We start from the raw sequence: 20,243 nt of genomic DNA on the forward strand, positions 1-20,243 counted from the left end.
ACTGGGCCGGGGCGACGGGGTCCTCCTAGAGCTTGCGGAGCAGGACCCGCCGCACCGAGTGGTCGGCGGACTTCTGCAGCACCAGCTTCGCCCGGGACCGGGTCGGGGCGATGTTGCGGCGCAGGTTGGGCTCGTTGACCGCCGTCCAGATGCCCCGGGCGGTCGTGGTCGCCTCCTCGTCGGTGAGGTCGGCGAAGCGGTGGAAGTAGGCGCTGGTGTCCTGGAAGGCGGTGCGCCGCAGCGCCAGGAACCGCTCGACGTACCAGCGGGAGATGTCGGCCTCGGTGGCGTCGACGTAGACGGAGAAGTCGAAGAAGTCCGACAGGAACACCTCCGGCACCCGCCCGTCGCCGCTCCCACCGGCCTGCAGGACGTTGAGCCCCTCCAGCACGAGCACGTCGGGGCGGTCGACGACCTGGCGCTCCCCGGGCAGGACGTCGTAGGACTGGTGGGAGTACAGCGGCGCGCTGACCTCCGGGCGGCCGGACTTCACGTCGGCCAGGAAGCGCAGCAGCGACCGCCGGTCGTAGCTCTCGGGGAAGCCCTTGCGGCCCAGCAGCCCGCGTGACTCCAGTTCGGCGTTGGGCAGCAGGAACCCGTCGGTGGTGACCAGGTCGACCCGCGGGGTGTCGGGGGCGGCGGCCAGCAGGGCCTGCAGCAGCCGCGAGGTGGTGCTCTTGCCGACCGCGACGCTGCCGGCCACCCCGATCACGAAGGGCACCTTCTCGGTGCGGGCACCCAGGAACCGGGTCTGCTCGGCCCACAGCCGCCGGCTGGCGCTGACGTGCAGGTGCAGCAGCCGGGCCAGTGGCAGGTAGACCGTGGCCACCTCGTCGAGGTCGATCCGGTCGCCGAAGCTGGCCATCGCCCGGACGTCGGCGCTGCTCAGCGGCAGCTCGCCCCCCGCGGCCAGCGCCCGCCAGGACTCGCGGTCGAACGCGGTGAAGGGCGAGACCTGCGCTCGCGTTCCGGCCGTCACGGCGTTCATGGTGCCGTCTGCCCGCCGCCGGCCCCCCGACCGGGTGGTCCCGGGGCGGCTGACGGCCCACCTGGCGGGGAGGGGCGTCTAGGGTCCTGGGCGTGTCGTCGCCCCGGCTGCTCGACCGGATCGAGCGTTACTTCGCTCTCGCGCCGCTGCCGGAGGCCCAGGTGCACCGGGTCGGCGCCCTGGAGGTCCCGATCGGCCCGCCGGAGTGGCCCTTCCCGGCCCGCCCGGTCCCCGGCGCGGAGGGGGAGGTCACCCTGGCCGACGTCCGGGCCGCGGTCGAGCTGCAGGAGCGGGCCGGGCTGCCGGCGTCCCTGGAGTGGCTGGGTGACCGCTGCCGCGGGCTGGCCGGCGTCGCCCGCTCGGCGGGGCTGGCCGTCGACGAGCTGCCGCTGCTGGTCGCCGACGACCCGCTGAGCGTGCTGCTGCCCACCGGGGTCCGGCTCTACCTCGTCGGCGCCGACGACCCGAAGCTGGCGCTGTACCAGCGGCTGGCCGCGCTGGCCTTCGCCCACCCCGGGCCGGTCGCCGTCCCGGTCGGTGCCGAGCGGCGCACCGGGGTGCCCGACGTGGCCCTGGGCGACCCGGGCCCCGAGGAGGTGCCGCCCACCGAGGTGCTGCGCGAGCGCGTGGCGTCGGGCCGCACGGTGATGATGGTGGCGGTCGAGGACGGTCAGCCGGTCGCCATCGGCTCGCACCAGCCGGTCGACGTCGACGGCACCGAGATCAGCGAGGTCGTGGGCGTGGCCACCCTGCCGCGCTTCCGTGGCCGCGGCCTGGGCGCCGGGCTCACCTCGGCGCTGGTCGAGCACGCCCGGCAGACCGCGGACCTGGTGTTCCTCTCCGCCGGCGACGACGACGTGGCCCGGGTGTACGAGCGCGCCGGCTTCGCCCGGGTCGCCACCAGCTGCCTCGCCGAGCGCTGACCGGCCCGGCGGGGGAGGGGAGCACCCCGCCCCCGCCGGGTGGGCGTCAGTCGACCGAGAAGGTCGCGACGATGGTGGCGCGGGCCAGGGTGTGGCCGAAGAGGTTGAACCCCAGGTACGCGGGGGTCGCCTCGGCCGGCACGCCCAGGTCGTCGGTGTCCAGGGCGTGCACGACCACGTAGTAGCGGTGCGGACCGTGCCCGGCCGGCGGGGCCGCGCCCACGAAGCCGGCGAACCCGGCGTCGTTGCGCAACTGGACGGCGCCCTCGGGCAGCCCGCCCTGGGACGCGCCGCTGGGCAGCTCGGTGACCGAGACCGGGATGCCGGTCACCGCCCAGTGCCAGAAGCCGCTGGTGGTGGGGGCGTCGGGGTCGTAGACGGTGACGGCGAAGCCGCGGGTGCCCTCGGGGAACCCGGACCAGGACAGCTGCGGGGAGCGGTCCTCACCGCCGGGGACGCCCATCGCCCCGCTGGTGTGCGGCGCGGCGAGCACCTCGCCGTCGGTGATGTCGGCGCTGGTGAGCTGGAACGACGGCACCGGGGGGAGGAAGTCGTAGGGGTTGGGCGGGGTCGGTCGACCGGCCATGCCGGGTCCTCCTCGGGTCGGGTGGCCTCCCACCACGGACGGCGGGAGACGGCTGCCGCCGACCCTAGGCAGGTCGGCGGTGCCCCGCCCGGTCGCCCCCGGCCGGACGGCGGACCGCCGGCTCACCCCCCGAGGGCGACCGGCCGCACCACGGCGGCCCGGACCCCGCCGGTGGGGCCACCGCGACCGTTGCGCCGTTATCCCCAACACAGGCGCCGCGGCGCCCACCCGTCGTCCCCGACCCGGGGGAGACCCCGCGGGACCGGCCCGGGCGAGGGACCGCACCGACCGCGGGGGGCGGGGGTCCGGGAGCGGTGGGCCGGAGAGGACTGGACACGTGCCGGTCGAGCGCGCGCCGTACCGTGGCGCCCGTGCTGGGACTCCCCGAAGACATCCGGGCCTGCCTGTTCGACCTCGACGGGGTCCTGACCCAGACCGCGAAGGTGCACCAGGCTGCCTGGAAGCGCACCTTCGACGCGTTCCTCCGGGATCAGGACCCGTCGGCGGCCGAGTTCAGCGGCGACGACTACAACCGCTACGTCGACGGCAAGCCGCGCAAGGACGGCGTCCGCGACTTCCTGGCCAGCCGGGGCATCGTCCTGCCCGAGGGCAGTGACGACGACCCGGCCGACGCCGCGACCGTCGCCGGGGTGGCGACCCGCAAGAACCAGCAGGTCCTGGCCGAGCTCGAGGAGCACGGTGTCCAGGTCTACGAGGGCTCGATGCGCTACCTGCGCGCGGCCAAGGACGCGGGCCTGGCCACCGCGGTGGTGACCGCCTCGGCCAACGGCGAGCACGTCATCGGCGTCGCCGGGTTCGCCGACCTGATCGACGCCCGCGTCGACGGCCTGGTCGCCGCGGCGCAGGGGCTGCGCGGCAAGCCGGCGCCGGACCCGTTCCTGGCCGGGGCGCGGGCGCTGGGCATGGAGCCCGCGCAGTGCGCCGTGTACGAGGACGCGCTGTCCGGCGTCGAGGCCGGTCGGGCAGGGGACTTCGGCTTCGTCGTCGGGGTCGACCGGGTCGGCCAGGCCGAGGCGCTGCGCGAGCACGGCGCCGACGTCGTGGTCCAGGACCTGGACGAGCTGCTGGAGGACGGGCAGTGACCGAGGGGCGCGCACACTTCGTCGTCGAGCCCTGGTCGCTGACCGCGATCGGGCTGGACCTGGCCTCGCTGGGGGTCAACGAGTCGGTCTTCGCCCTGGCCAACGGGCACATCGGGATGCGCGGGACGTTCGAGGAGGGCGAGCCCACCGTCGTCCCGGGCACCTATCTCAACGGCTTCTTCGAGGAGCGGCCGCTGCCCTACGCCGAAGCCGGCTACGGCTTCCCGGAGCAGGGACAGACGGTCGTCAACGTCACCGACGGCAAGATCATCCGGCTGCTGGTCGGGGACTCGCCGCTGGACCTGCAGTACGGCGACCTGATCGACCACCGCCGCACCCTGGACCTGCGCGACGGCGTGCTGCGCCGCACCACCGAGTGGCGCTCGCCCAGCGGCCGGCAGGTGCGGATCACCAGTACCCGGCTGGTCTCGCTCACCCGCCGGTCGATCGCGGCCATCGAGTACCAGGTGGAGTGCACCGACGACGCCGGCGACCTCTACATCGCGCTGCAGTCGGACCTGCTGGCCAACGAGGCGGTCTCCACCACCCAGTCCGACGACCCGCGCGCGGCCTCGGCCATGGACCGGCCGCTGGAGTCCGAGCTGCACGTGGGCCGGGGCCGGCACGCCGTCCTGGTGCACCAGACCCGGCGCAGCCGGCTGCGCATGGCCGCCGGCATGGACCACGAGGTGCAGATCCCGGACTCCGCGTCGGAGGACCTGGAGATCAGCCCCGACCTGGCCCGCTACACCCTCGCCGCCCGGCTGCCGGCCGGGTCGAAGCTGCGGCTGGTCAAGTACCTGGCCTACGGCTGGTCCAGCCGGCGCTCGGCCGCCGCTGTGCGCGACCAGGTGGAGGGCTCGCTGGCGACGGCGAAGCTCGCCGGCTGGGACCGGCTGCTGCGCGAGCAGCGCGAGCTGCTGGACCAGCACTGGGACGAGGCCGACGTCGAGATCGAGGGCGACGCCGAGCTGCAGCAGGCCGTGCGGGTGGGCATGTTCCACGTCCTGCAGGCCGGGCTGCGCGCCGAGCGCCAGCCGATCCCGGCCAAGGGGCTCACCGGCGACGGGTACGACGGCCACACCTTCTGGGACACCGAGACCTACGTGCTGCCGGTGCTCACCTACACCGCACCGCAGGCGGTGCGCGACGCGCTGCTGTGGCGGCACTCCATCCTCGACCAGGCCCGCGACCGGGCCCGGGTGCTCGGTTTCGACGGCGCGGCCTTCCCGTGGCGCACCATCCGCGGCGAGGAGACCTCCGGGTACTGGCCGGCCGGGACGGCGGCGTTCCACATCAACGCCGACATCGCCGACGCCGTGGTCCGCTACACCGCGGCCACCCGCGACGAGGTCTTCGACCGCGACTACGGCACCGAGCTGCTCGTGGAGACCGCGCGGCTGTGGAGCTCGCTGGGGCACTTCGACGGCACGCAGAACTTCCGGATCGACGGCGTCACCGGGCCCGACGAGTACACCGCCGTGGTCGACAACAACGTCTACACCAACCTCATGGCGCAGCGGAACCTCCGTGAGGCCGTCGCCGCGGTGGGCCGCAACCCCGACACGGCGGTGCGGCTGCAGGTGGCCGACGACGAGGTCGACCGGTGGTCGCGCGCCGCGGAGGCCATGCGGGTGCCCTACAACGCCGAGCTGGGCGTGCACGAGCAGTCCGAGGGCTTCACCCACCACGAGGAGTGGGACTTCGCCGGCACCCGGCCCGAGCAGTACCCGCTGCTGCTCAACTTCCCCTACTTCGACATCTACCGGAAGCAGGTCGTCAAGCAGGCCGACCTGGTGATGGCCCTGCACCTGCGCGGGGACGCCTTCACCCTCGAGGAGAAGATCGCCGACTTCGCCTACTACGAGGCGCGCACCGTGCGCGACTCGTCGCTCTCGGCGGCGGTGCAGGCGGTCATGGCCGCCGAGACCGGCCACCTGCAGCTGGCCCACGACTACTGGGGCGAGGCGGCGCTGACCGACCTGCAGAACCTGCACGGCAACTCCGGGCACGGGCTGCACATCGCCTCGCTGGCCGGTGGCTGGATGGTCGCCGTCGGCGGCTTCGGCGGCATGCGCGACCACGGGGGTGCGCTGACCTTCGCCCCGCGGCTGCCCCCGCGGATCTCCCGGCTGCGGTTCCGGGTGGTCTTCCAGGGCCGCTGCCTGTCGGTGACGGTCACCCCCGAGCAGGCCCGGTACCGGCTGGTCTACGGCGACGAGCCGCTGACCATCCACCACCACGGCCAGGAGGTCGAGGTGGCCCAGGACGGCGTCGAGCTGGTCATCCCGCCCGCACCCGAGGTGGCCCCGGTGCACCAACCGCCCAACGCCGCCCCGCGCCGCCGCAACCGCCCCACCAGCGACTGAGGGAGGACCCCCTCGCCCCCTGCGCCGACGAGATCGCGGATCTCGCGGCGGGGGTGGCGTGGGTGCCTGCACGCCCGCTGTCCGGGCTCGCCGCCCCGGCCAGCGGCCACGACGGCGCCCCGCGCCGCGCGGCGTTCGTGCCGCTGCCGCTGCGCTGAGCGGGCGCTGCGCGGTCAGTCGGCCTGACCGCGCAGCCCGGCGCGGATGAGCGGGATCGGGAACTGCGCGGCGCGCATCGGGTCGAGGGTGGCGTCGGTGATGCCGGCGGTGAACCGGTCGAAGTCGAACACCCGGAACAGCGCCTCGCGGCCGAACTTGGAGCTGTCGGCGACGAAGAACGCCTCGCTGGCGATCGACAGCATCTTGCGCTTGAGCTCGATCTCGTAGCTGGAGGAGGCGTAGATGCCGTCGTCCATCACCGTCCCGGCGCCGAAGACCGCGACGTTGACCCGCATGTGCTCCAACTGCTGGATCGACGTGGGCCCCCACATCGCGTAGCCGGTGGGCAGCAGCTCGCCGCCGATGAAGACCAGGTTGATGCGCGGCTTGCGCGCCACCTCCAGCCCGATGCACAGGTCGTGGGTGACCACGGTCAGCCGGGTGTGCCGCAGGTGCCGCGCGACCGCCAGGGTCGTGGTGCCGCCGTCGAGCAGGATGGTCTGCCCCTCGAGGATCCGCTCGGCCATCGCCGCGCCGATCGCGTCCTTCTCCGCGCGGTGCGAGTCGTCGGTGCCGCGCACCGGTACGTCGTCCCCGCCCCGGACGGCGGAGGCGCCGCCGCGGCTGCGCTGCACCAGGCCGTCGGCCTCGAGCTTCTCCAGGTCGCGTCGGATGGTCGAGCTGTCCACGTCGAAGCGGCGGGACAGCTCGCCCACCCGCTGGAACCCGCTGTCGAGCAGCAGTTCGACGATGTCCTCCCGTCGACCCATGACCACGTCTCTCCCTCGGCTGTGAGCCCGCAGGCTATCAGTGCCAACGGCACCGGTCCGTGCAGAACTCCACCCGGATCGCGCATGACCGCGCAGCATGTTGCGCGGTGTTTGCCCGAGTGGTGCTCGACACACGCTCGCAACAGGGCTACGTTCAGGCAGCCGCCGGACAGAGCTGTCCGGCGCGCGGGCGCCACGCGCACCCGCGGTCGACACGAAGGAGTGGCAATGACGCGCAGGGGAACGGCAGGGGTCCTGGCCTCGGGCCTGGCGGTCGCACTGCTGGCCGGGTGCAGCTCGGTCGGCGGCGGCAGCACCGGCACCGCGGCCGAGGGCGGCAGCACCGCACCGGAGGACCTCACGATGGTCACGGTGGTCAAGCTGACCGGCATCGCGTGGTTCGACCGGATGGCCGAGGGTGTGGACACCTACGCCGAGCGCACCGGGATCGACGCCCGCGTCGAGGGCGGTGACGACGTCAGCCCGGAGAAGCAGATCCAGATCATCCAGGACCTCATCGCCCAGCGGCCCTCGGCGATCACCGTCGTCCCGAACTCGCCGGAGGCGCTGAGCAACGTGCTCGCCTCCGCGCGCAGCCAGGGCATCAAGGTCGTCTCGCACGAGGCCACCGGCATCGAGAACGTCGACGTCGACATCGAGGCGTTCGACAACGCCGTCTACGGCACCCAGATCATGGACGACCTCGGCGCCTGCATGGGCGGGGAGGGCAAGTACGTGCAGTTCGTGGGCGGCCTGACCGCCAAGACGCACATGGAGTGGGTCGGCGCCGCCGAGGAGCACCAGAAGACGACGTTCCCGAACATGACGCGGGTCGAGGACCCGATCGAGAGCACCGACAACGAGAACGCCGCCTACGAGCGGGCCAAGGAGGTTTTGGCCAAGTACCCGGACATCAAGGGCTTCCAGGGCTCGGCCGGCAACGACGTCCCCGGCATCGCGCGCGCGATCGAGGAGGCCGGCCTGGAGGACCAGGTGTGCGTCATGGGCACCTCGATCCCCTCGGCGGCCAAGAAGTACCTCGACACCGGCTCGATCGACAAGATCTACTTCTGGGACCCGGCCCTGGCCGGTGAGGCCCAGCTGGAGATCGCCCGCATCCTCGCCACCGGCGGGACGATCGAGGAGGGCACCGACCTGGGGATCGAGGGCTACGACAGCCTGAAGAAGCTCGAGGGGTACGACAACGTCTTCTACGGCGACGCGTCGGTCTCCGTCGACGCCAGCACCGCGTCCCAGTACGACTTCTGACCCCGTCCCGCGACTCCCCGGTGCCCGGCGGGCGGGACGACCCGCCGCCGTGCACCGGGCACCGGAAGGTGCCCCATGACAACCCCTCCTGCTCCACGCGAGTCGGTGCCGGTCCTGCAGGTGCGCGACATCGTGAAGACCTACGGCGGCGTGACCGCCCTGAACGGCGTCTCCCTGGACCTGTTCCCCGGTGAGGTGCTCTGCCTGGCCGGGGAGAACGGCTGCGGCAAGTCCACCCTCATCAAGGTCATCTCCGGGGTCGAGCGGCCGGACTCCGGCGAGATCGTCATCGACGGGGTCAGCCACCCCGCGATGCAGCCGGCCCAGGCCATCAAGGCCGGCATCCAGGTCATCTACCAGGACTTCTCGCTGTTCCCGAACCTCACGGTCGCCGAGAACATCGTCCTGACCTCCGCCGTCGCCGACCGGCGGCGGCTGTACTCACCGGCCGGCGCCCGGCCCGCCGCGCAGGCCATCGTCGACGAGCTGGGTCTGGACCTGGACCTCGACGCCGACGTGGAGTCCCTGTCGGTGGCCGACAAGCAGCTCACCGCCATCTGCCGGGCGCTGGTCAGCGACGCCCGGGTCATCGTCATGGACGAGCCCACCACCGCCCTCACGCACACCGAGGTCGAGCGGCTCTTCGCCCTCGTCCAGCGGCTGCGCGACCGCGGGGTGGCGCTGGTGTTCGTCTCTCACAAGCTCGACGAGGTCCTCCAGGTGTCCCAGCGGGTCACCGTGCTCCGCTCGGGCCGGCACGTCGTCACCGCCGACGCCGCCACCCTCGACCCGCGCTCCATCGCCCGGCACATGACCGGGCGGGACGTCGACGACTCCCGCTCGGTCGGGCTCGTACCGGTCGAGGGGCCGCCGGTCCTGGAGGTGGTCGACCTGGGGCTGACCGGTGCCTACGAGGGCATCAGCTTCACCCTGCGCAAGGGCGAGGTCCTCGGGGTCACCGGGCTGCTGGGCTCGGGCCGCACCGAGATCGCCGAGTCCCTGTTCGGCGTCCTGCCCGCCGAGCGCGGCAGGGTGCGGGTCGACGGCCGGGAGGTGCGGCTGCACACCATCCGGGACGCCGTCCGCGCCGGGATCGGCTACGTGCCCGAGGACCGGCTGTCCCAGGGGTTGTTCATGGACCGCTCCATCGCCGACAACATGATCGCCGGCTCCCTGGACGCCCACCGGACCCGCTGGCGCACCCTGGACCGGGCCGGCACCCGCTCCACCATCCGCGGGCTGTTCGACCGGCTGCGGATCAAGGCCCCCAACGTCGCCGCACCCGTGCGGTCGCTGTCCGGGGGCAACGCCCAGCGCGTGGTGCTGGCCAAGTGGCTGGCCACCAAGCCGAAGGTGCTGATGCTCAACGGCCCCACCGTCGGCGTCGACGTCGGCTCCAAGGAGGAAATCCTGGCCATCCTGCGGGCCGAGGCCGCCAACGGCATGGGGGTCATCGTCATCTCCGACGACGCCCCCGAGCTCGTCGCCAGCTGCCACCGCGTCCTGGTCATCCGCCAGGGCCGCCTGGCCGCCACCCTCGAGGGCGACGGCATCAGCGTCGACACGATCCGCGAGCGGGTGGCGGCGTGAGCGGCACCTCGTCCCACGGGCGGCCCGGCGGGCCGGGCACCGGTGGGCTGGCCCGCTTCCGCGGCCGCAACAACGAGGGCGTCCTGGCCGTCGTCCTGCTGCTGCTGGTGGTCGGGATGTCGATCGCCAACCCGGCGTTCTTCAGCCTGTCGACCGGCTTCAGCATCCTGCGCGGCTCGATCGTCCCGCTGGTGTTCGCCCTCGGCGTCCTGCTGGTGATCATCTCCGGCGGCATCGACGTCTCCTTCGCCGCGATCGCCGTCTTCGCCGCCTACACGACGGTGAAGGTCGCCGGCAGCACCGCGCTGCCGCTGGGGGTGCTCGGCGCCTTCGGGCTCGCCCTGGTCATCGGCGCGCTGCTCGGGCTGGTCAACGGCCTGGTCATCGCCCGGTTCCGGCTGCCCACGCTGATCGTCACCCTGGGCACGCAGGGCATCTTCAAGGGCGTCCTGCTCACCTACGTCGGCGCCCGGTTCATCGCCGACCTGCCCGACTCCATGGCCGGGCTGTCGACGACCAACCTGCTGGTCATCGGCTCCGGGCAGGGCCGCGCGCAGCTGCACGTGCTGGTGCTGCCGGCGATCGCGCTGGCGCTGCTGCTGGCCTGGGTGCTGCGCCGGACCATGTTCGGCCGCAGCATCTACGCCATCGGCGGGGACCGGGAGGCCGCCCGCCGGGCCGGCATCCGGGTGATGCGCACCCAGGTCTGGGTGTTCGTCCTCGTCGGCATGATGGCCGCGGCCGCCGGCATGTTCCACATGATCATGGGCCGCAGCGCCAACCCGCAGGACCTCGTCGGCGGGGAGCTGGACATCATCGCCGCCGTCGTCCTGGGCGGTGCGTCCATCTTCGGCGGCCGCGGCTCGGTGCTGGGCACGGTGCTCGGCGTCCTGCTGGTCCAGGTGATCAACAACAGCCTGATCCTGGCCGGGGTCCCCAGCGCCTGGCAGCGCACCGCCGTCGGTGTGCTGCTGATCGTCGGCGTCGGGGTGCAGGCGCTGGCGGCCCGGCGCTCGGCCCGCAAGGTCCACGCCAACGTCATCGACCACCAGGAGGTGGCGGCATGAGCCGCACCGACCAGGCACCCGGTGGGGCCACCGCCGCCACCACCACCGACCCGGGACGCGGGCCGGGCTCCTGGCTGGGCCGGCTGCAGGCCGACCGCAGCGTCACCCGCATGGTCGTGCTGGTGGTGGTGGCCTTCGCCTTCTTCGCCGTGCTCAACCCGCGGGTGTTCCTGTCCTCGATCAACCTGCAGAACATCGCCATCTCCTCCCCGGAGATCGGGGTGCTGGCGCTGGCGATGATGCTGGCGATGCTCACCGGCGGCATCGACCTGTCGCTGGTGTCGATCGCCAACCTCTCGGCGATCACCATCTCCACCCTGTTCACCGCGGTGGGGGCGAACGACCCGGCCCTGGCCCAGAGCCTGGCCCCGCTGTTCGTCCTCGCCGGCATCGGCGTCGGGCTGCTCGGCGGCCTGGTCAACGGGTTCCTGGTGTCCCGGGTCGGCATCACCCCGATCCTGGCCACGCTGGGCACGATGCAGGCCCTCAACGGCATCGCCGTGGTCTGGACCGGCGGCACGGTGCTCTACGGGGCGCCGGACTCCCTCACCTCGCTGGGCCAGACCGCCATCGCCGGCGTGCCGGTGCTCTTCATCGTGCTGCTGGTGACCGGGGCCGTGGTCGCGGTGATCGTCAACCGGACGCCGATCGGCCGCAAGGTGCAGCTGCAGGGCGCCAACCCGGTCGCGGCCCGCTACTCGGGCATCGACAGCAAGCAGGTGCTGATGCGCACCTACCTGGTCTCCGGGGCCCTCGGCGGACTGGCCGGCGTGCTGTTCCTGTCCCGCAACCCCACCGCCTCGGCCGACTACGGCGCGTCCTACGTGCTGCTGGTCATCGTCATCGCGGTGCTCGGCGGCACCAACCCCAACGGTGGCTTCGCCACCGTGACCGGTGTGGTCCTGGCGACCCTCACGCTGCAGATCGTGGCCAGCGGGTTCACCGCCATCCGGCTGTCGTCCTACCAGTACGCCATCGCGCAGGGGGCGATCCTCATCGCCGTCATGGTCATCGACCAGGTGCGCTGGCGACGCCGTCCCCCCGGGCGCAGAGCCGGGACGACGCAGGCCACCACCCCGGCCTGACGCCGTCCCCGCCGCCCCCTCCACCCGACCTCCTGAAGGAAGTGACCACCGACGTGAAGAAGATCATCAACACCCCCGAGGCGTTCGTCGACGAGATGATCGAGGGCATCCTGCTCGCCCACCCCGACCAGGTGCGCACCCCCGGCGACGACCTGCGCGTGCTGGTGCGCGCCGACGCCGGCGCCCCCGGCCGGGTCGGCATCGTCACCGGCGGCGGCTCCGGCCACCTGCCGCTGTTCAAGGGCTACGTGGGCACGGGGCTGTGCTCGGGCGTGGCCATCGGCAACGTGTTCAGCTCCCCGAGCTCCCAGCAGGTGTTCGAGGCGACCAAGGCCGTCGACGGCGGCGCCGGCGTCCTCTACCTGTACGGCAACTACGGCGGCGACGTCTTCAACTTCGACCTCGCCGCCGACCTCTCCGAGCTCGAGGACATCACCACCCGCACCGTGGTCGGCCGCGACGACGTCGCCAGCCAGCCGAAGGAGCGCAAGGCCGACCGGCGCGGCGTGGCCGGCATCCTCTTCGCCTACAAGGCCGCCGGCGCCGCCGCCGAGCGCGGCGACGACCTCGACACGGTCGCCGCGATCGCCGAGGACGTGGTGGAGCACACCGCCACCATGGGCATCGGGCTGTCCCCGACGATCCTGCCCACCACCGCCCAGCCCAGCTTCACCCTCGACGAGGGGGAGATGGAGATCGGCATCGGCATCCACGGCGAGCCCGGCATCCACCGCGGCGCGCTGGAGACCGCCGACCAGATCGCCGACCGCATCGTCGGCGCGCTCGTCGCCGACCTGGGGCTCACCGCCGGCGCCCGCGTCGCGGTCCTGGTCAACGGCATGGGCGCCACCCCGCTGGAGGAGCTGTACGTGCTCTTCCGCCGGGTGCACCAGGTGCTCACCGGCCTGGACGTCACCATCGCCAAGAGCTACGTGGGGGAGTACGCGACCAGCCTGGAGATGGCCGGCGCCTCGATCTCGCTGCTCGCCCTGGACGACGCCCGGCTCGACCTGCTGAACGCCCCCGCCCGCTCGCCGTTCTTCCAGGAGGTCTGACCGTGCTGGCTCCCGAGCTCAACGAGTCCATCCGCCGCAGCCTGACCGAGCTGGTCCGCTACGCCGACGAGCTGCGCGACCTCGACCAGGCCCTCGGCGACGGCGACCTGGGCATCACCGTCTCCCTCGGCGCCACCGCGGTCATCGCCGCGCTGGAGGAGCTGCCCGACGAGGCGACCCCGGCCGAGATCGCCAAGGCCTGCGCCAAGGCCTTCGCCAACGCCAACCCCTCGACCATGGCGGCGCTGGTCGCCGGCGGGCTGCTGGCCGGGTCCAAGACCTGGGCCGACACCACCGAGGTCGACGTGGCCGCGGCCGCCCGGTTCATCCGGGCCGGCGGGGCCAACATCGGCCAGCGGGGCAAGACCGAGCTGGGCGACAAGACCATCCTGGACGCGATCATGCCCGCCGCCGACGCCCTGGATGTCGGAGGCGAGGCCGGGGCCGCCCTGGACGCCGCGATCGAGGGCGCCGAGCGCGCGGTCGTGGAGACCCGGGACCTGCAGTCGCGCCGGGGGCGCGCCTCCTGGTTGCAGGAACGCAGCATCGGGCTGCAGGACCCGGGCGCGACCGCGTTCTGGCGCTACCTGCAGTCCTGGCGTGCGGCCAACGTGGCCGGCGCGACATCGATGAGCGGAGACCACGCATGACCAGCATCGCCTTCCTCGGCCTGGGCACCATGGGCCGCGGCATGGTCGGAAACCTCGTCCAGGCCGGCCACGACGTGACCGTCTGGAACCGCAACCCCGAGCGGGCCGCGGACCTCGACGGGGTGACGGTCGCCGGCAGCATCGCCGAGGCCGTGGCCGGCCGGGACGTCGTCCTGTACTGCCTCGCCGACGACGCCGCGGTCGAGGCCGTGGTCTTCGCCCCCGGTGGGGTCCTGGAGAGCGTGGGCACCGACACCGTCGTCGCCGACCTCTCCACGATCAGCGTCGGGCTCTCGGACCGGGAGACCGCCGCCTTCGCCGAGCGCGGCGTCCCCTTCCTCGACGCCCCGGTGTTCGGCTCCAAGGGCGAGGCCGCCGCCGGTGGCCTGTGGATCGTCGTCGGCGGTGAGGCCGCCGTGCTCGACCGCGTCCGGCCCGTGCTCGAGGCGCTCAGCGAGACCGTGCACCACCTGGGCGCCGGCGGCTCGGGGGCGCGGATGAAGCTGGTCGGCAACCTGCTCGTCGCCGCGCAGCTGCAGGCCCTCGGCGACGCCCTCACCCTGGCCCGGGCCGCGGGCCTGGACCTGGCCCGGGTGCTCGACGTCGTGTCGGTGACCGACTTCCGGTCCCCGATCTTCGACGGCGTCGGGGCCTCGGTGCTGGTCGGTGACTACTCGCCGTCCTTCGCGCTGGACCTGATGCTCAAGGACGCCCGGCTCATCCAGGACCTCGCCTCGACCGTCGGCGCCCCGGTGCCGGCGACCGACCTGGTCGAGGAGACGCTGGTGACCGCCGTCGAGCGCGGCTACGGCAACGAGAACGCCTCCGCGCTGATCAAGGTCATCGCCGAGCGGGCCGGCGTCGAGCTGCCGACCGCGTAGGAACGCGTCCGGGCCGCCGTCCCGTCGGGGGCGGCGGCCCGGACCGTCCGCCGGGCTCCCGGGCCCGCCGGCCGGGGGACACGGACGCCGCGGCGGACGCCGGCCGGCAGGCCACGGGTCAGGCGACCAGCCAGGCCGTCCCGAGGACGAGCGCACCGCCGTCCACCAGCAGGAACAGGCCCACCCAGACCAGCCCGGGCAGCCGGGTGAGCCGGGCGAGCTGGTCGGCGTCGGAGTCCCGCGCGGTGCCGCGCCGACGGGAGCGCTGCAGCTCCAGCACGGTGCGCGGGGCGGCCAGCAGCAGGAACCAGGTCACGACGTGCGCGAACGCGGCCTGCAGCATCGGCGGCGCCCACCACGTCGCGGCGAACACCAGCGCGCCGGTGACCAGCACCGACCACAGCCCGTACCAGTTGCGGATCTGCACCAGCAGCAGCGCCAGCAGGGCGAGCAGCGCCCACAGCAGCCCGACGGCGTACCCGGCGGCCAGCAGCGCCGCCGCACCCAGCCCGAACAGCCCCGGGCCGGTGTAGCCCGCCGCCGCGGTGAGCACCATCCCCGGACCGGTGGGCCGCCCCGAGGACACGGTCACCCCGGAGGTGTCCGAGTGCAGCCGGATGCCCGCCAGCCGGCGCCCGGTCACCAGCGCGGCGAGGCCGTGCGCGCCCTCGTGGGCGATCGTGACCGCGTGCCGGGCCGACCGCCACAGGGTCGGCGACAGCACCAGCAGCGCCGCCAGCGCCGCCGACAGCCCCAGCGCCCAGCCCGCCGGTGGGGGAGAGGTGGCGCTGACCTGGGTCCAGAACCGGTCGAGAGGCGCCATGTGCCCGATCATGACCAGACCGCCGTGTGCCGGCCCGGCGGCGCGCGGGGGCCCGCGCGCTGCGTCCCATCCAGTGGACGCGATGCTGTGCCCCATGGAGAGTGCTGCACCGGCACCCGCAGTACCGGAGACCCCGGAACTGCCGGTGACCGTCTCGTTCACGCGGCGCGCCGACCCGGCGCACGCGGTGGAGATGACCGCCTGGATCCGGGCGGGGCTGACGATGGCCGAGGGTTTCCCCGGCTTCCTGGGGGGCGGCTGGGTCCGTCCCCGGCACGGCGCGGACGAGTGGCACATGCTGTGCCGCTTCTCCTCGCCGGCCACGCTCGCCGCCTGGGAGGCGAGCTCCGAGCGCCGCTGGTGGCTCGGCTCGGCCCAGGGGCTGGCGGAGGTGACCCGCACCGAGCGGCGCACCGGCATCGAGGGCTGGTTCGACGCCCCGGCCGACGCCGCGACCGAGCTGCCGGCGCCACCGGCCGCCCCACCGCGGTGGAAGCAGGCCGTCACCATCTGGCTGGTCTTCTTCCCGCTCAACCTGCTGGCCACGGTCACCCTGGGCGCGCTGCTCGCCGAGACCGACGTCGTCCTGCGGGTGGCGGTCATGACGCTGACCCTCACGCCGGTGATGACCTACCTGCTGCTGCCGTGGATGACCCGGCGGCTGAGCTGGTGGCTCCAGGGCCGCCGCTGGCGCGACCGCCGGCTCTAGCCGGACGCGGGGCCGCGCCGTCCGTGGCGGCTCCGCACGTCCGTCCACCGTCCGTTATCCCCAATAGCCGCACCGCCGGACGAGGAAGGGAAGAAACAGCACCGAGGGGGAGGGGAGGCCCCTTCCTGCGGCCCGGTGCCGTCTTCAGACCAGGTCGGCGTCGTGCACGAGCAGGGCGACCTGCACCCGGTTGGCCAGGTCCAGCTTGACCATCAGCCGGGACACGTGCGCCTTGACCGTCGCCACGCTCAGGTACAGCTCCGCGCCGATCTGGGCGTTCGACAGCCCGCGCCCCACGGCCAGGGCGACCTCCCGCTCGCGCTCGCTCAGCCCGGCCAGCCGGGCGCGGGCCCGGTGCTCCCGCCCCTCACCCGGGAGCACCGGGGCCGCCGCCGAGACGTGCGCGATCAGCCGGCGGGTCACGGTCGGCGACAGCATCGGCTCCCCGTCGGCGACCCGCCGGACGGCGTCCACGATCGCCGCCGGCGGGGTGTCCTTGAGCAGGAACCCGCTGGCGCCCGCGCGCAGGGCCCGCAGCACCTGGTCGTCGGCGTCGAAGGTGGTCAGCACGATCACCGCCGGGGCGTCCGGGGAGCCCATCAGCTCCTCGGTGGCGGTCAGCCCGTCGGTGCGCGGCATCCGGATGTCCATCAGGACGACGTCGGGCCGGGTGCGCTGCACCGCCGCGGGCACCTCGGCGCCGTCGGCGGCCTCACCGACCAGCTCCAGGCCCGCCGCACCGCCGAGGACCATGCCCAGCGCCGAGCGCACCAGGGCGTCGTCGTCGACCACGAGCACCCGCACCGGACCGGTCACGCCGGTCACGCCGGCCACGGCAGGGTCGCGGTCAGCCGGAACTCCCCGTCCGTCGTCCAGCCGTGCGCGAGCCCGCCGCCGGCCAGGGTGACCCGCTCCAGCAGCCCGACCAGGCCCGTGCCGGCCCCGGGCAGGACGTCGCGGTGCGCCCCGCCGGCGGGGGCGGGGTTGCGGACGTCGACGGTCAGTCCGGCGCCCGGGCCGCCGGTCAGCTCGACGGTGGCCACCGTGCCGGGCGCGTGCTTGCGGACGTTGGTCAGCGCCTCCTGCACCACCCGGTAGGCGGTCCGGCCGGTCACCGACGGGGCGGCGGCGAGTTCGGCCACCCCGTACCCGGCCCGCACCCGCAGCCCGGCCGCCCGGCTCTCCTCGACCAGGGCAGGGACGTCGGCCAGCCCGGGCTGCGGGCGGGTCTGCCCGTCCTCGTCGGGGGACTCGCGGAGCACCCCGATCACCTCCCGCAGGTCCTCCAGCGCCTGCCGGGCGCTGGCCCGCACCACGCCGGCGGCCGCGGCGACCTCGGCGGGTGGGGCGTCGGGCCGGAACTCCAGCGCCCCGGCGTGCATGCTCAGCAGCGAGAGCCGGTGGGCCAGCACGTCGTGCATCTCCCGGGCGATCCGGGTGCGCTCGGTGTGCCGGGCCTGCTCGACCCGCAGCACCTGCTCGGTCTCGGCCCGCACCGCCCGCTCCCGCAGCGACACCACCAGCTCCCGCCGGGCCCGGGTGAACATGCCCCAGGCCACGACGGCCGCCGTCACGAGCAGGCCGAAGGCGGTGACCCAGACGAAGGAGAGGTCCTCGACGGGCCGCAGCACCGCGAAGACCGCGCTGCCGACCAGGTTGACGGCGGCGACGGCCAGCACGACGGGCATCCTGCGGTGCACCGCGACGGAGAACAGGGCGATCAGGGCGGCGGGGGCGACCATCTCGGAGAAGCAGCCGACCAGCGCCAGCAGCAGGGCCACCCCCACCGGCCACTCCCGGCGCCACCACAGCGCCAGGCTGGCGGCGCCGCCGAACACGACGTCGGCGAACACCAGCGGCGCCGGCGGCGGGTCCGGCTCGCTCACCGTGACGCCCACCAGGACCATAGGGGGTCGCGCCGACTCCCGGCCCACGCGCCGTCGACCGAGGTGACCCGCGGCGGCGACCCCTGGGCGATGTGCGGGGCCACGCCCGGCGGCCAGGCTCGTCGGCATGATCAGCATCGAGCACCTGACCAAGCGCTACGGGACCCGGACCGTCGTCTCCGACGTCTCCTTCAGCTGCCCGCCGGGCACCGTGACCGGCTTCCTCGGCCCCAACGGGGCGGGCAAGTCCACGACCCTGCGGTCCCTGGTCGGGCTGACCCGGCCCACCAGCGGGACGGCGACCATCGGCGGCCGCGCCGTCCGCGACCTGCCCAGTCCCGGCCGGCAGGTGGGCGTCCTGCTCGACGCCGGTGCGCAGCACTCCGGCCGCACCGGACGGGAGGTGCTGACCCTCGGCGCGCTGGTGCTCGGCGTGGACGCCGGCCGGGTCGACGAGGCGCTGGGCCAGGTCGGGCTGGCCGGGCGCCCGGCCGGTACCCGGGTCGGCAGCTACTCCCTCGGCATGCGCCAGCGCCTGGGCCTGGCCGCAGCACTGCTCGGCGACCCGGAGGTGCTGGTCCTCGACGAGCCGGCCAACGGGCTGGACCCCGAGGGCATCTGGTGGATGCGCGGGCTGCTGCGTGGCTTCGCCGACCGCGGCGGCACCGTGCTGCTGAGCTCCCACCTGCTGCGCGAGGTCGAGGCGGTGGCCGACCAGCTGGTCGTCATCGCCGGCGGCCGGATCGCAGCGCAGGGCAGCAAGGTCGAGCTGCTGGGCCGGCGCGGGACCGTCGTCCGCGGCCCGGACCGGGCGGTGCTCGAACGTGCCCTGCGGACGGCGGCGATCGCCGTGTCACCGGGGGACGACGACGCGCTGGTCGCCGACGCCGACCCGCTGGCCGTCGGGCAGGCCGCGGCCGCCGCGGGCGCGGTGCTGACCGAGCTGCGGCCGGCCGGAGGAGAGGGCCTCGAGGAGCTCTTCCGCGCGCTGACCGGTTCCCCCGACGGCGCCACCCTGCAGGCGGTGGCGGCATGAGCGCCGTGACGACCGCTGACCGCCCCACCACCCGCCCCGGGGGCCCGCCCGCACCGCTCGAGCCGCCGTCGCTGCTCCGGCTCACCCGGGTCGAGCTGCGCAAGTCCTGCGACACCCGGGCCGGCCGCTGGCTGCTGGCGGTCATCGCGCTGGCCGTGGTGGCCGTGGTCGCGCTGGTGCTGCTGCTCGGTGACGGGCCCACCAGTCTGTCGCACCACCTGGCGATGGCCCAGCTGCCGATCGCCGTCCTCCTGCCGGTGCTCGGGATCCTGCTGGTGACCAGCGAGTGGTCGCAGCGGACGGCGATGACCACCTTCACGCTGGTGCCGCGGCGCTCCCGGGTCCTGACCGCCAAGGTGCTGGCAGCCTCCGCGCTCGCCGTCCTGGGGGTGGTCGCGACGTCCGCCGTCTCGGTCGTGGCCGTCCTGCTCACCCCGCTGGCCACCGACGCCGGGGCGGACTGGAGCGTGAGCGCGGCCCAGGTCGGCCAGGTCGCGCTGTTCCAGGTCGTGTCGGTGCTGTCCGGGGTGGCGTTCGGCATGCTGCTGCTGAGCTCGCCGCTGGCCATCGTCCTGTACTTCGTGCTGCCGACGGTCTTCACGATCGTGGTCAGCACGGTGGGGGCGCTGCGCTGGGTGGCCGACTGGCTGGACCTCTCCACGGCCACGGCCCCGATGTTCGACGGTGCGCTGGACGCCCAGGGCTGGCTGCAGCTGGCCACCTCGACCGCGCTGTGGCTGGCCCTCCCGATGGTGCTCGGCTGGCTCCGCATCCGGCGCGCGGAGATCTCCTGACGTCACCGACACTCCCGGGGTCGGCCGACGTCGCCGGCCGACCCCGGGAGCTCGTCCTGTGGTCGTCCGTTATCCCCAACAGCCGGGTCGCTCTTCGTGCAACGGAAGACGCAGCACCGATCGGGGGAGCGGGGACGTCGGCGAGCGGGTCGGCCGGACCGCGGGGTGCTGCGCTCGGCGGAGCCCCCGCGGTCCGATGGTCGTTCCGTCACAGGGACGACGTCCTCGGGCTACGGCGCGGGACGGGTCGTCGGTGCGCCGGGGGAGCGAGGAGTCGACGTGGCAGTCGGCCGGGCGGTCAGCCGAGCGGCCCGGCCGACCGCAGCGCCTGACCGGAGGGGTGCCCGGGGTGCACGCATCCCGGGCACCCTCAGCAGCCGGTGTGCGGCCCGGTGTGTGCACCGGAGCTGGTACGTCAGCGTCGACCGCAGGCCTGCCGATGTCCTGAGTGGGGCCGGCTCCTGCTCACGTCCGTTATCCCCAACAAAAAACATCCTCGA

19 protein-coding genes are annotated in these 20,243 nt (G+C 74.0%); 13 read left to right on the plus strand and 6 right to left on the minus strand.

Translation table 11 applies throughout. The annotated features are described in order from the left end of the window. Positions 1 to 25: 25 nt before the first annotated feature. A complete protein-coding gene (gene coaA, locus ACGBYP_RS11465) occupies positions 26 to 988 on the minus strand; it encodes a type I pantothenate kinase (RefSeq protein WP_411584125.1) in 963 nt (320 codons plus the stop codon). 92 nt (positions 989 to 1,080) lie between these two features. Here coaA and ACGBYP_RS11470 point away from each other — a divergent pair, with 92 nt between their 5' ends. Beyond that, complete coding sequence (locus ACGBYP_RS11470; protein ID WP_411584127.1) at positions 1,081 to 1,911, plus strand: GNAT family N-acetyltransferase; 831 nt, start codon at positions 1,081 to 1,083, stop codon at positions 1,909 to 1,911. Between the two features lie 46 nt (positions 1,912 to 1,957). Here ACGBYP_RS11470 and ACGBYP_RS11475 read toward each other — a convergent pair whose 3' ends face one another. Then, positions 1,958 to 2,497: a YbhB/YbcL family Raf kinase inhibitor-like protein gene (locus ACGBYP_RS11475; RefSeq protein ID WP_411584129.1), complete on the minus strand. Its 540-nt coding sequence runs from the start codon at positions 2,495 to 2,497 to the stop codon at positions 1,958 to 1,960. A gap of 371 nt (positions 2,498 to 2,868) precedes the next feature. On the opposite strand from ACGBYP_RS11475, the gene ACGBYP_RS11480 reads away from it, so the two are divergent. Beyond that, a complete protein-coding gene (locus ACGBYP_RS11480) occupies positions 2,869 to 3,600 on the plus strand; it encodes an HAD family hydrolase (protein WP_411584131.1) in 732 nt (243 codons plus the stop codon). Beyond that, positions 3,597 to 5,969, plus strand: a complete 2,373-nt coding sequence (locus tag ACGBYP_RS11485; RefSeq protein WP_411584133.1) for a glycoside hydrolase family 65 protein — start codon at positions 3,597 to 3,599, stop codon at positions 5,967 to 5,969. Before ACGBYP_RS11480 ends, ACGBYP_RS11485 begins: the two co-directional genes overlap by 4 nt. A gap of 173 nt (positions 5,970 to 6,142) precedes the next feature. Here ACGBYP_RS11485 and ACGBYP_RS11490 read toward each other — a convergent pair whose 3' ends face one another. Beyond that, complete coding sequence (locus ACGBYP_RS11490) at positions 6,143 to 6,898, minus strand: DeoR/GlpR family DNA-binding transcription regulator (protein ID WP_411584135.1); 756 nt, start codon at positions 6,896 to 6,898, stop codon at positions 6,143 to 6,145. Between the two features lie 228 nt (positions 6,899 to 7,126). On the opposite strand from ACGBYP_RS11490, the gene ACGBYP_RS11495 reads away from it, so the two are divergent. The 7 genes from ACGBYP_RS11495 to ACGBYP_RS11525 all read left to right on the plus strand — a co-directional run bounded on the left by ACGBYP_RS11495 (position 7,127) and on the right by ACGBYP_RS11525 (position 14,495). After that, complete coding sequence (locus tag ACGBYP_RS11495) at positions 7,127 to 8,167, plus strand: autoinducer 2 ABC transporter substrate-binding protein (RefSeq protein WP_411584136.1); 1,041 nt, start codon at positions 7,127 to 7,129, stop codon at positions 8,165 to 8,167. 75 nt (positions 8,168 to 8,242) lie between these two features. Beyond that, on the plus strand, positions 8,243 to 9,757 hold the full coding sequence (locus ACGBYP_RS11500) for a sugar ABC transporter ATP-binding protein (RefSeq protein ID WP_411584137.1): 1,515 nt from the start codon (positions 8,243 to 8,245) through the stop codon (positions 9,755 to 9,757). Next, the gene (locus ACGBYP_RS11505; protein WP_411584139.1) at positions 9,754 to 10,824 is read left to right on the plus strand and encodes an ABC transporter permease; all 1,071 of its coding nucleotides are present in this window, start codon (positions 9,754 to 9,756) and stop codon (positions 10,822 to 10,824) included. The genes ACGBYP_RS11500 and ACGBYP_RS11505 overlap by 4 nt, the downstream gene beginning before the upstream one ends. After that, a complete protein-coding gene (locus ACGBYP_RS11510) occupies positions 10,821 to 11,909 on the plus strand; it encodes an ABC transporter permease (protein ID WP_411584141.1) in 1,089 nt (362 codons plus the stop codon). The genes ACGBYP_RS11505 and ACGBYP_RS11510 overlap by 4 nt, the downstream gene beginning before the upstream one ends. Before the next feature lie 41 nt (positions 11,910 to 11,950). Further along, entirely contained in the window at positions 11,951 to 12,964 is a 1,014-nt protein-coding gene (locus ACGBYP_RS11515) for a dihydroxyacetone kinase subunit DhaK (protein ID WP_411584143.1), read from the plus strand. A gap of 2 nt (positions 12,965 to 12,966) precedes the next feature. Then, positions 12,967 to 13,614, plus strand: a complete 648-nt coding sequence (locus tag ACGBYP_RS11520; protein WP_411584145.1) for a DAK2 domain-containing protein — start codon at positions 12,967 to 12,969, stop codon at positions 13,612 to 13,614. Beyond that, positions 13,611 to 14,495, plus strand: coding sequence for an NAD(P)-dependent oxidoreductase (locus ACGBYP_RS11525; protein WP_411584147.1), 885 nt, complete (start codon positions 13,611 to 13,613; stop codon positions 14,493 to 14,495). The genes ACGBYP_RS11520 and ACGBYP_RS11525 overlap by 4 nt, the downstream gene beginning before the upstream one ends. Before the next feature lie 118 nt (positions 14,496 to 14,613). Here the strand turns inward: ACGBYP_RS11525 and ACGBYP_RS11530 are convergent, their stop codons facing one another. Next, positions 14,614 to 15,318, minus strand: a complete 705-nt coding sequence (locus tag ACGBYP_RS11530; protein ID WP_411584149.1) for a M50 family metallopeptidase — start codon at positions 15,316 to 15,318, stop codon at positions 14,614 to 14,616. Between the two features lie 145 nt (positions 15,319 to 15,463). Here ACGBYP_RS11530 and ACGBYP_RS11535 point away from each other — a divergent pair, with 145 nt between their 5' ends. Beyond that, positions 15,464 to 16,027: an antibiotic biosynthesis monooxygenase gene (locus tag ACGBYP_RS11535; RefSeq protein ID WP_411584151.1), complete on the plus strand. Its 564-nt coding sequence runs from the start codon at positions 15,464 to 15,466 to the stop codon at positions 16,025 to 16,027. 144 nt (positions 16,028 to 16,171) lie between these two features. Here the strand turns inward: ACGBYP_RS11535 and ACGBYP_RS11540 are convergent, their stop codons facing one another. Both ACGBYP_RS11540 and ACGBYP_RS11545 read right to left on the minus strand, forming a co-directional pair. Then, entirely contained in the window at positions 16,172 to 16,843 is a 672-nt protein-coding gene (locus ACGBYP_RS11540) for a response regulator transcription factor (protein WP_411585223.1), read from the minus strand. 5 nt (positions 16,844 to 16,848) lie between these two features. Beyond that, a complete protein-coding gene (locus ACGBYP_RS11545) occupies positions 16,849 to 17,913 on the minus strand; it encodes a sensor histidine kinase (protein WP_411584152.1) in 1,065 nt (354 codons plus the stop codon). Positions 17,914 to 18,040: 127 nt separating this feature from the next. On the opposite strand from ACGBYP_RS11545, the gene ACGBYP_RS11550 reads away from it, so the two are divergent. Both ACGBYP_RS11550 and ACGBYP_RS11555 read left to right on the plus strand, forming a co-directional pair. Further along, complete coding sequence (locus tag ACGBYP_RS11550; protein ID WP_411584154.1) at positions 18,041 to 18,949, plus strand: ABC transporter ATP-binding protein; 909 nt, start codon at positions 18,041 to 18,043, stop codon at positions 18,947 to 18,949. Further along, a complete protein-coding gene (locus ACGBYP_RS11555) occupies positions 18,946 to 19,743 on the plus strand; it encodes a hypothetical protein (RefSeq protein WP_411584156.1) in 798 nt (265 codons plus the stop codon). The genes ACGBYP_RS11550 and ACGBYP_RS11555 overlap by 4 nt, the downstream gene beginning before the upstream one ends. Positions 19,744 to 20,243 lie beyond the last annotated feature (500 nt).

This window comes from Modestobacter sp. SSW1-42, assembly GCF_046635825.1.
GTDB lineage: Bacteria > Actinomycetota > Actinomycetes > Mycobacteriales > Geodermatophilaceae > Modestobacter.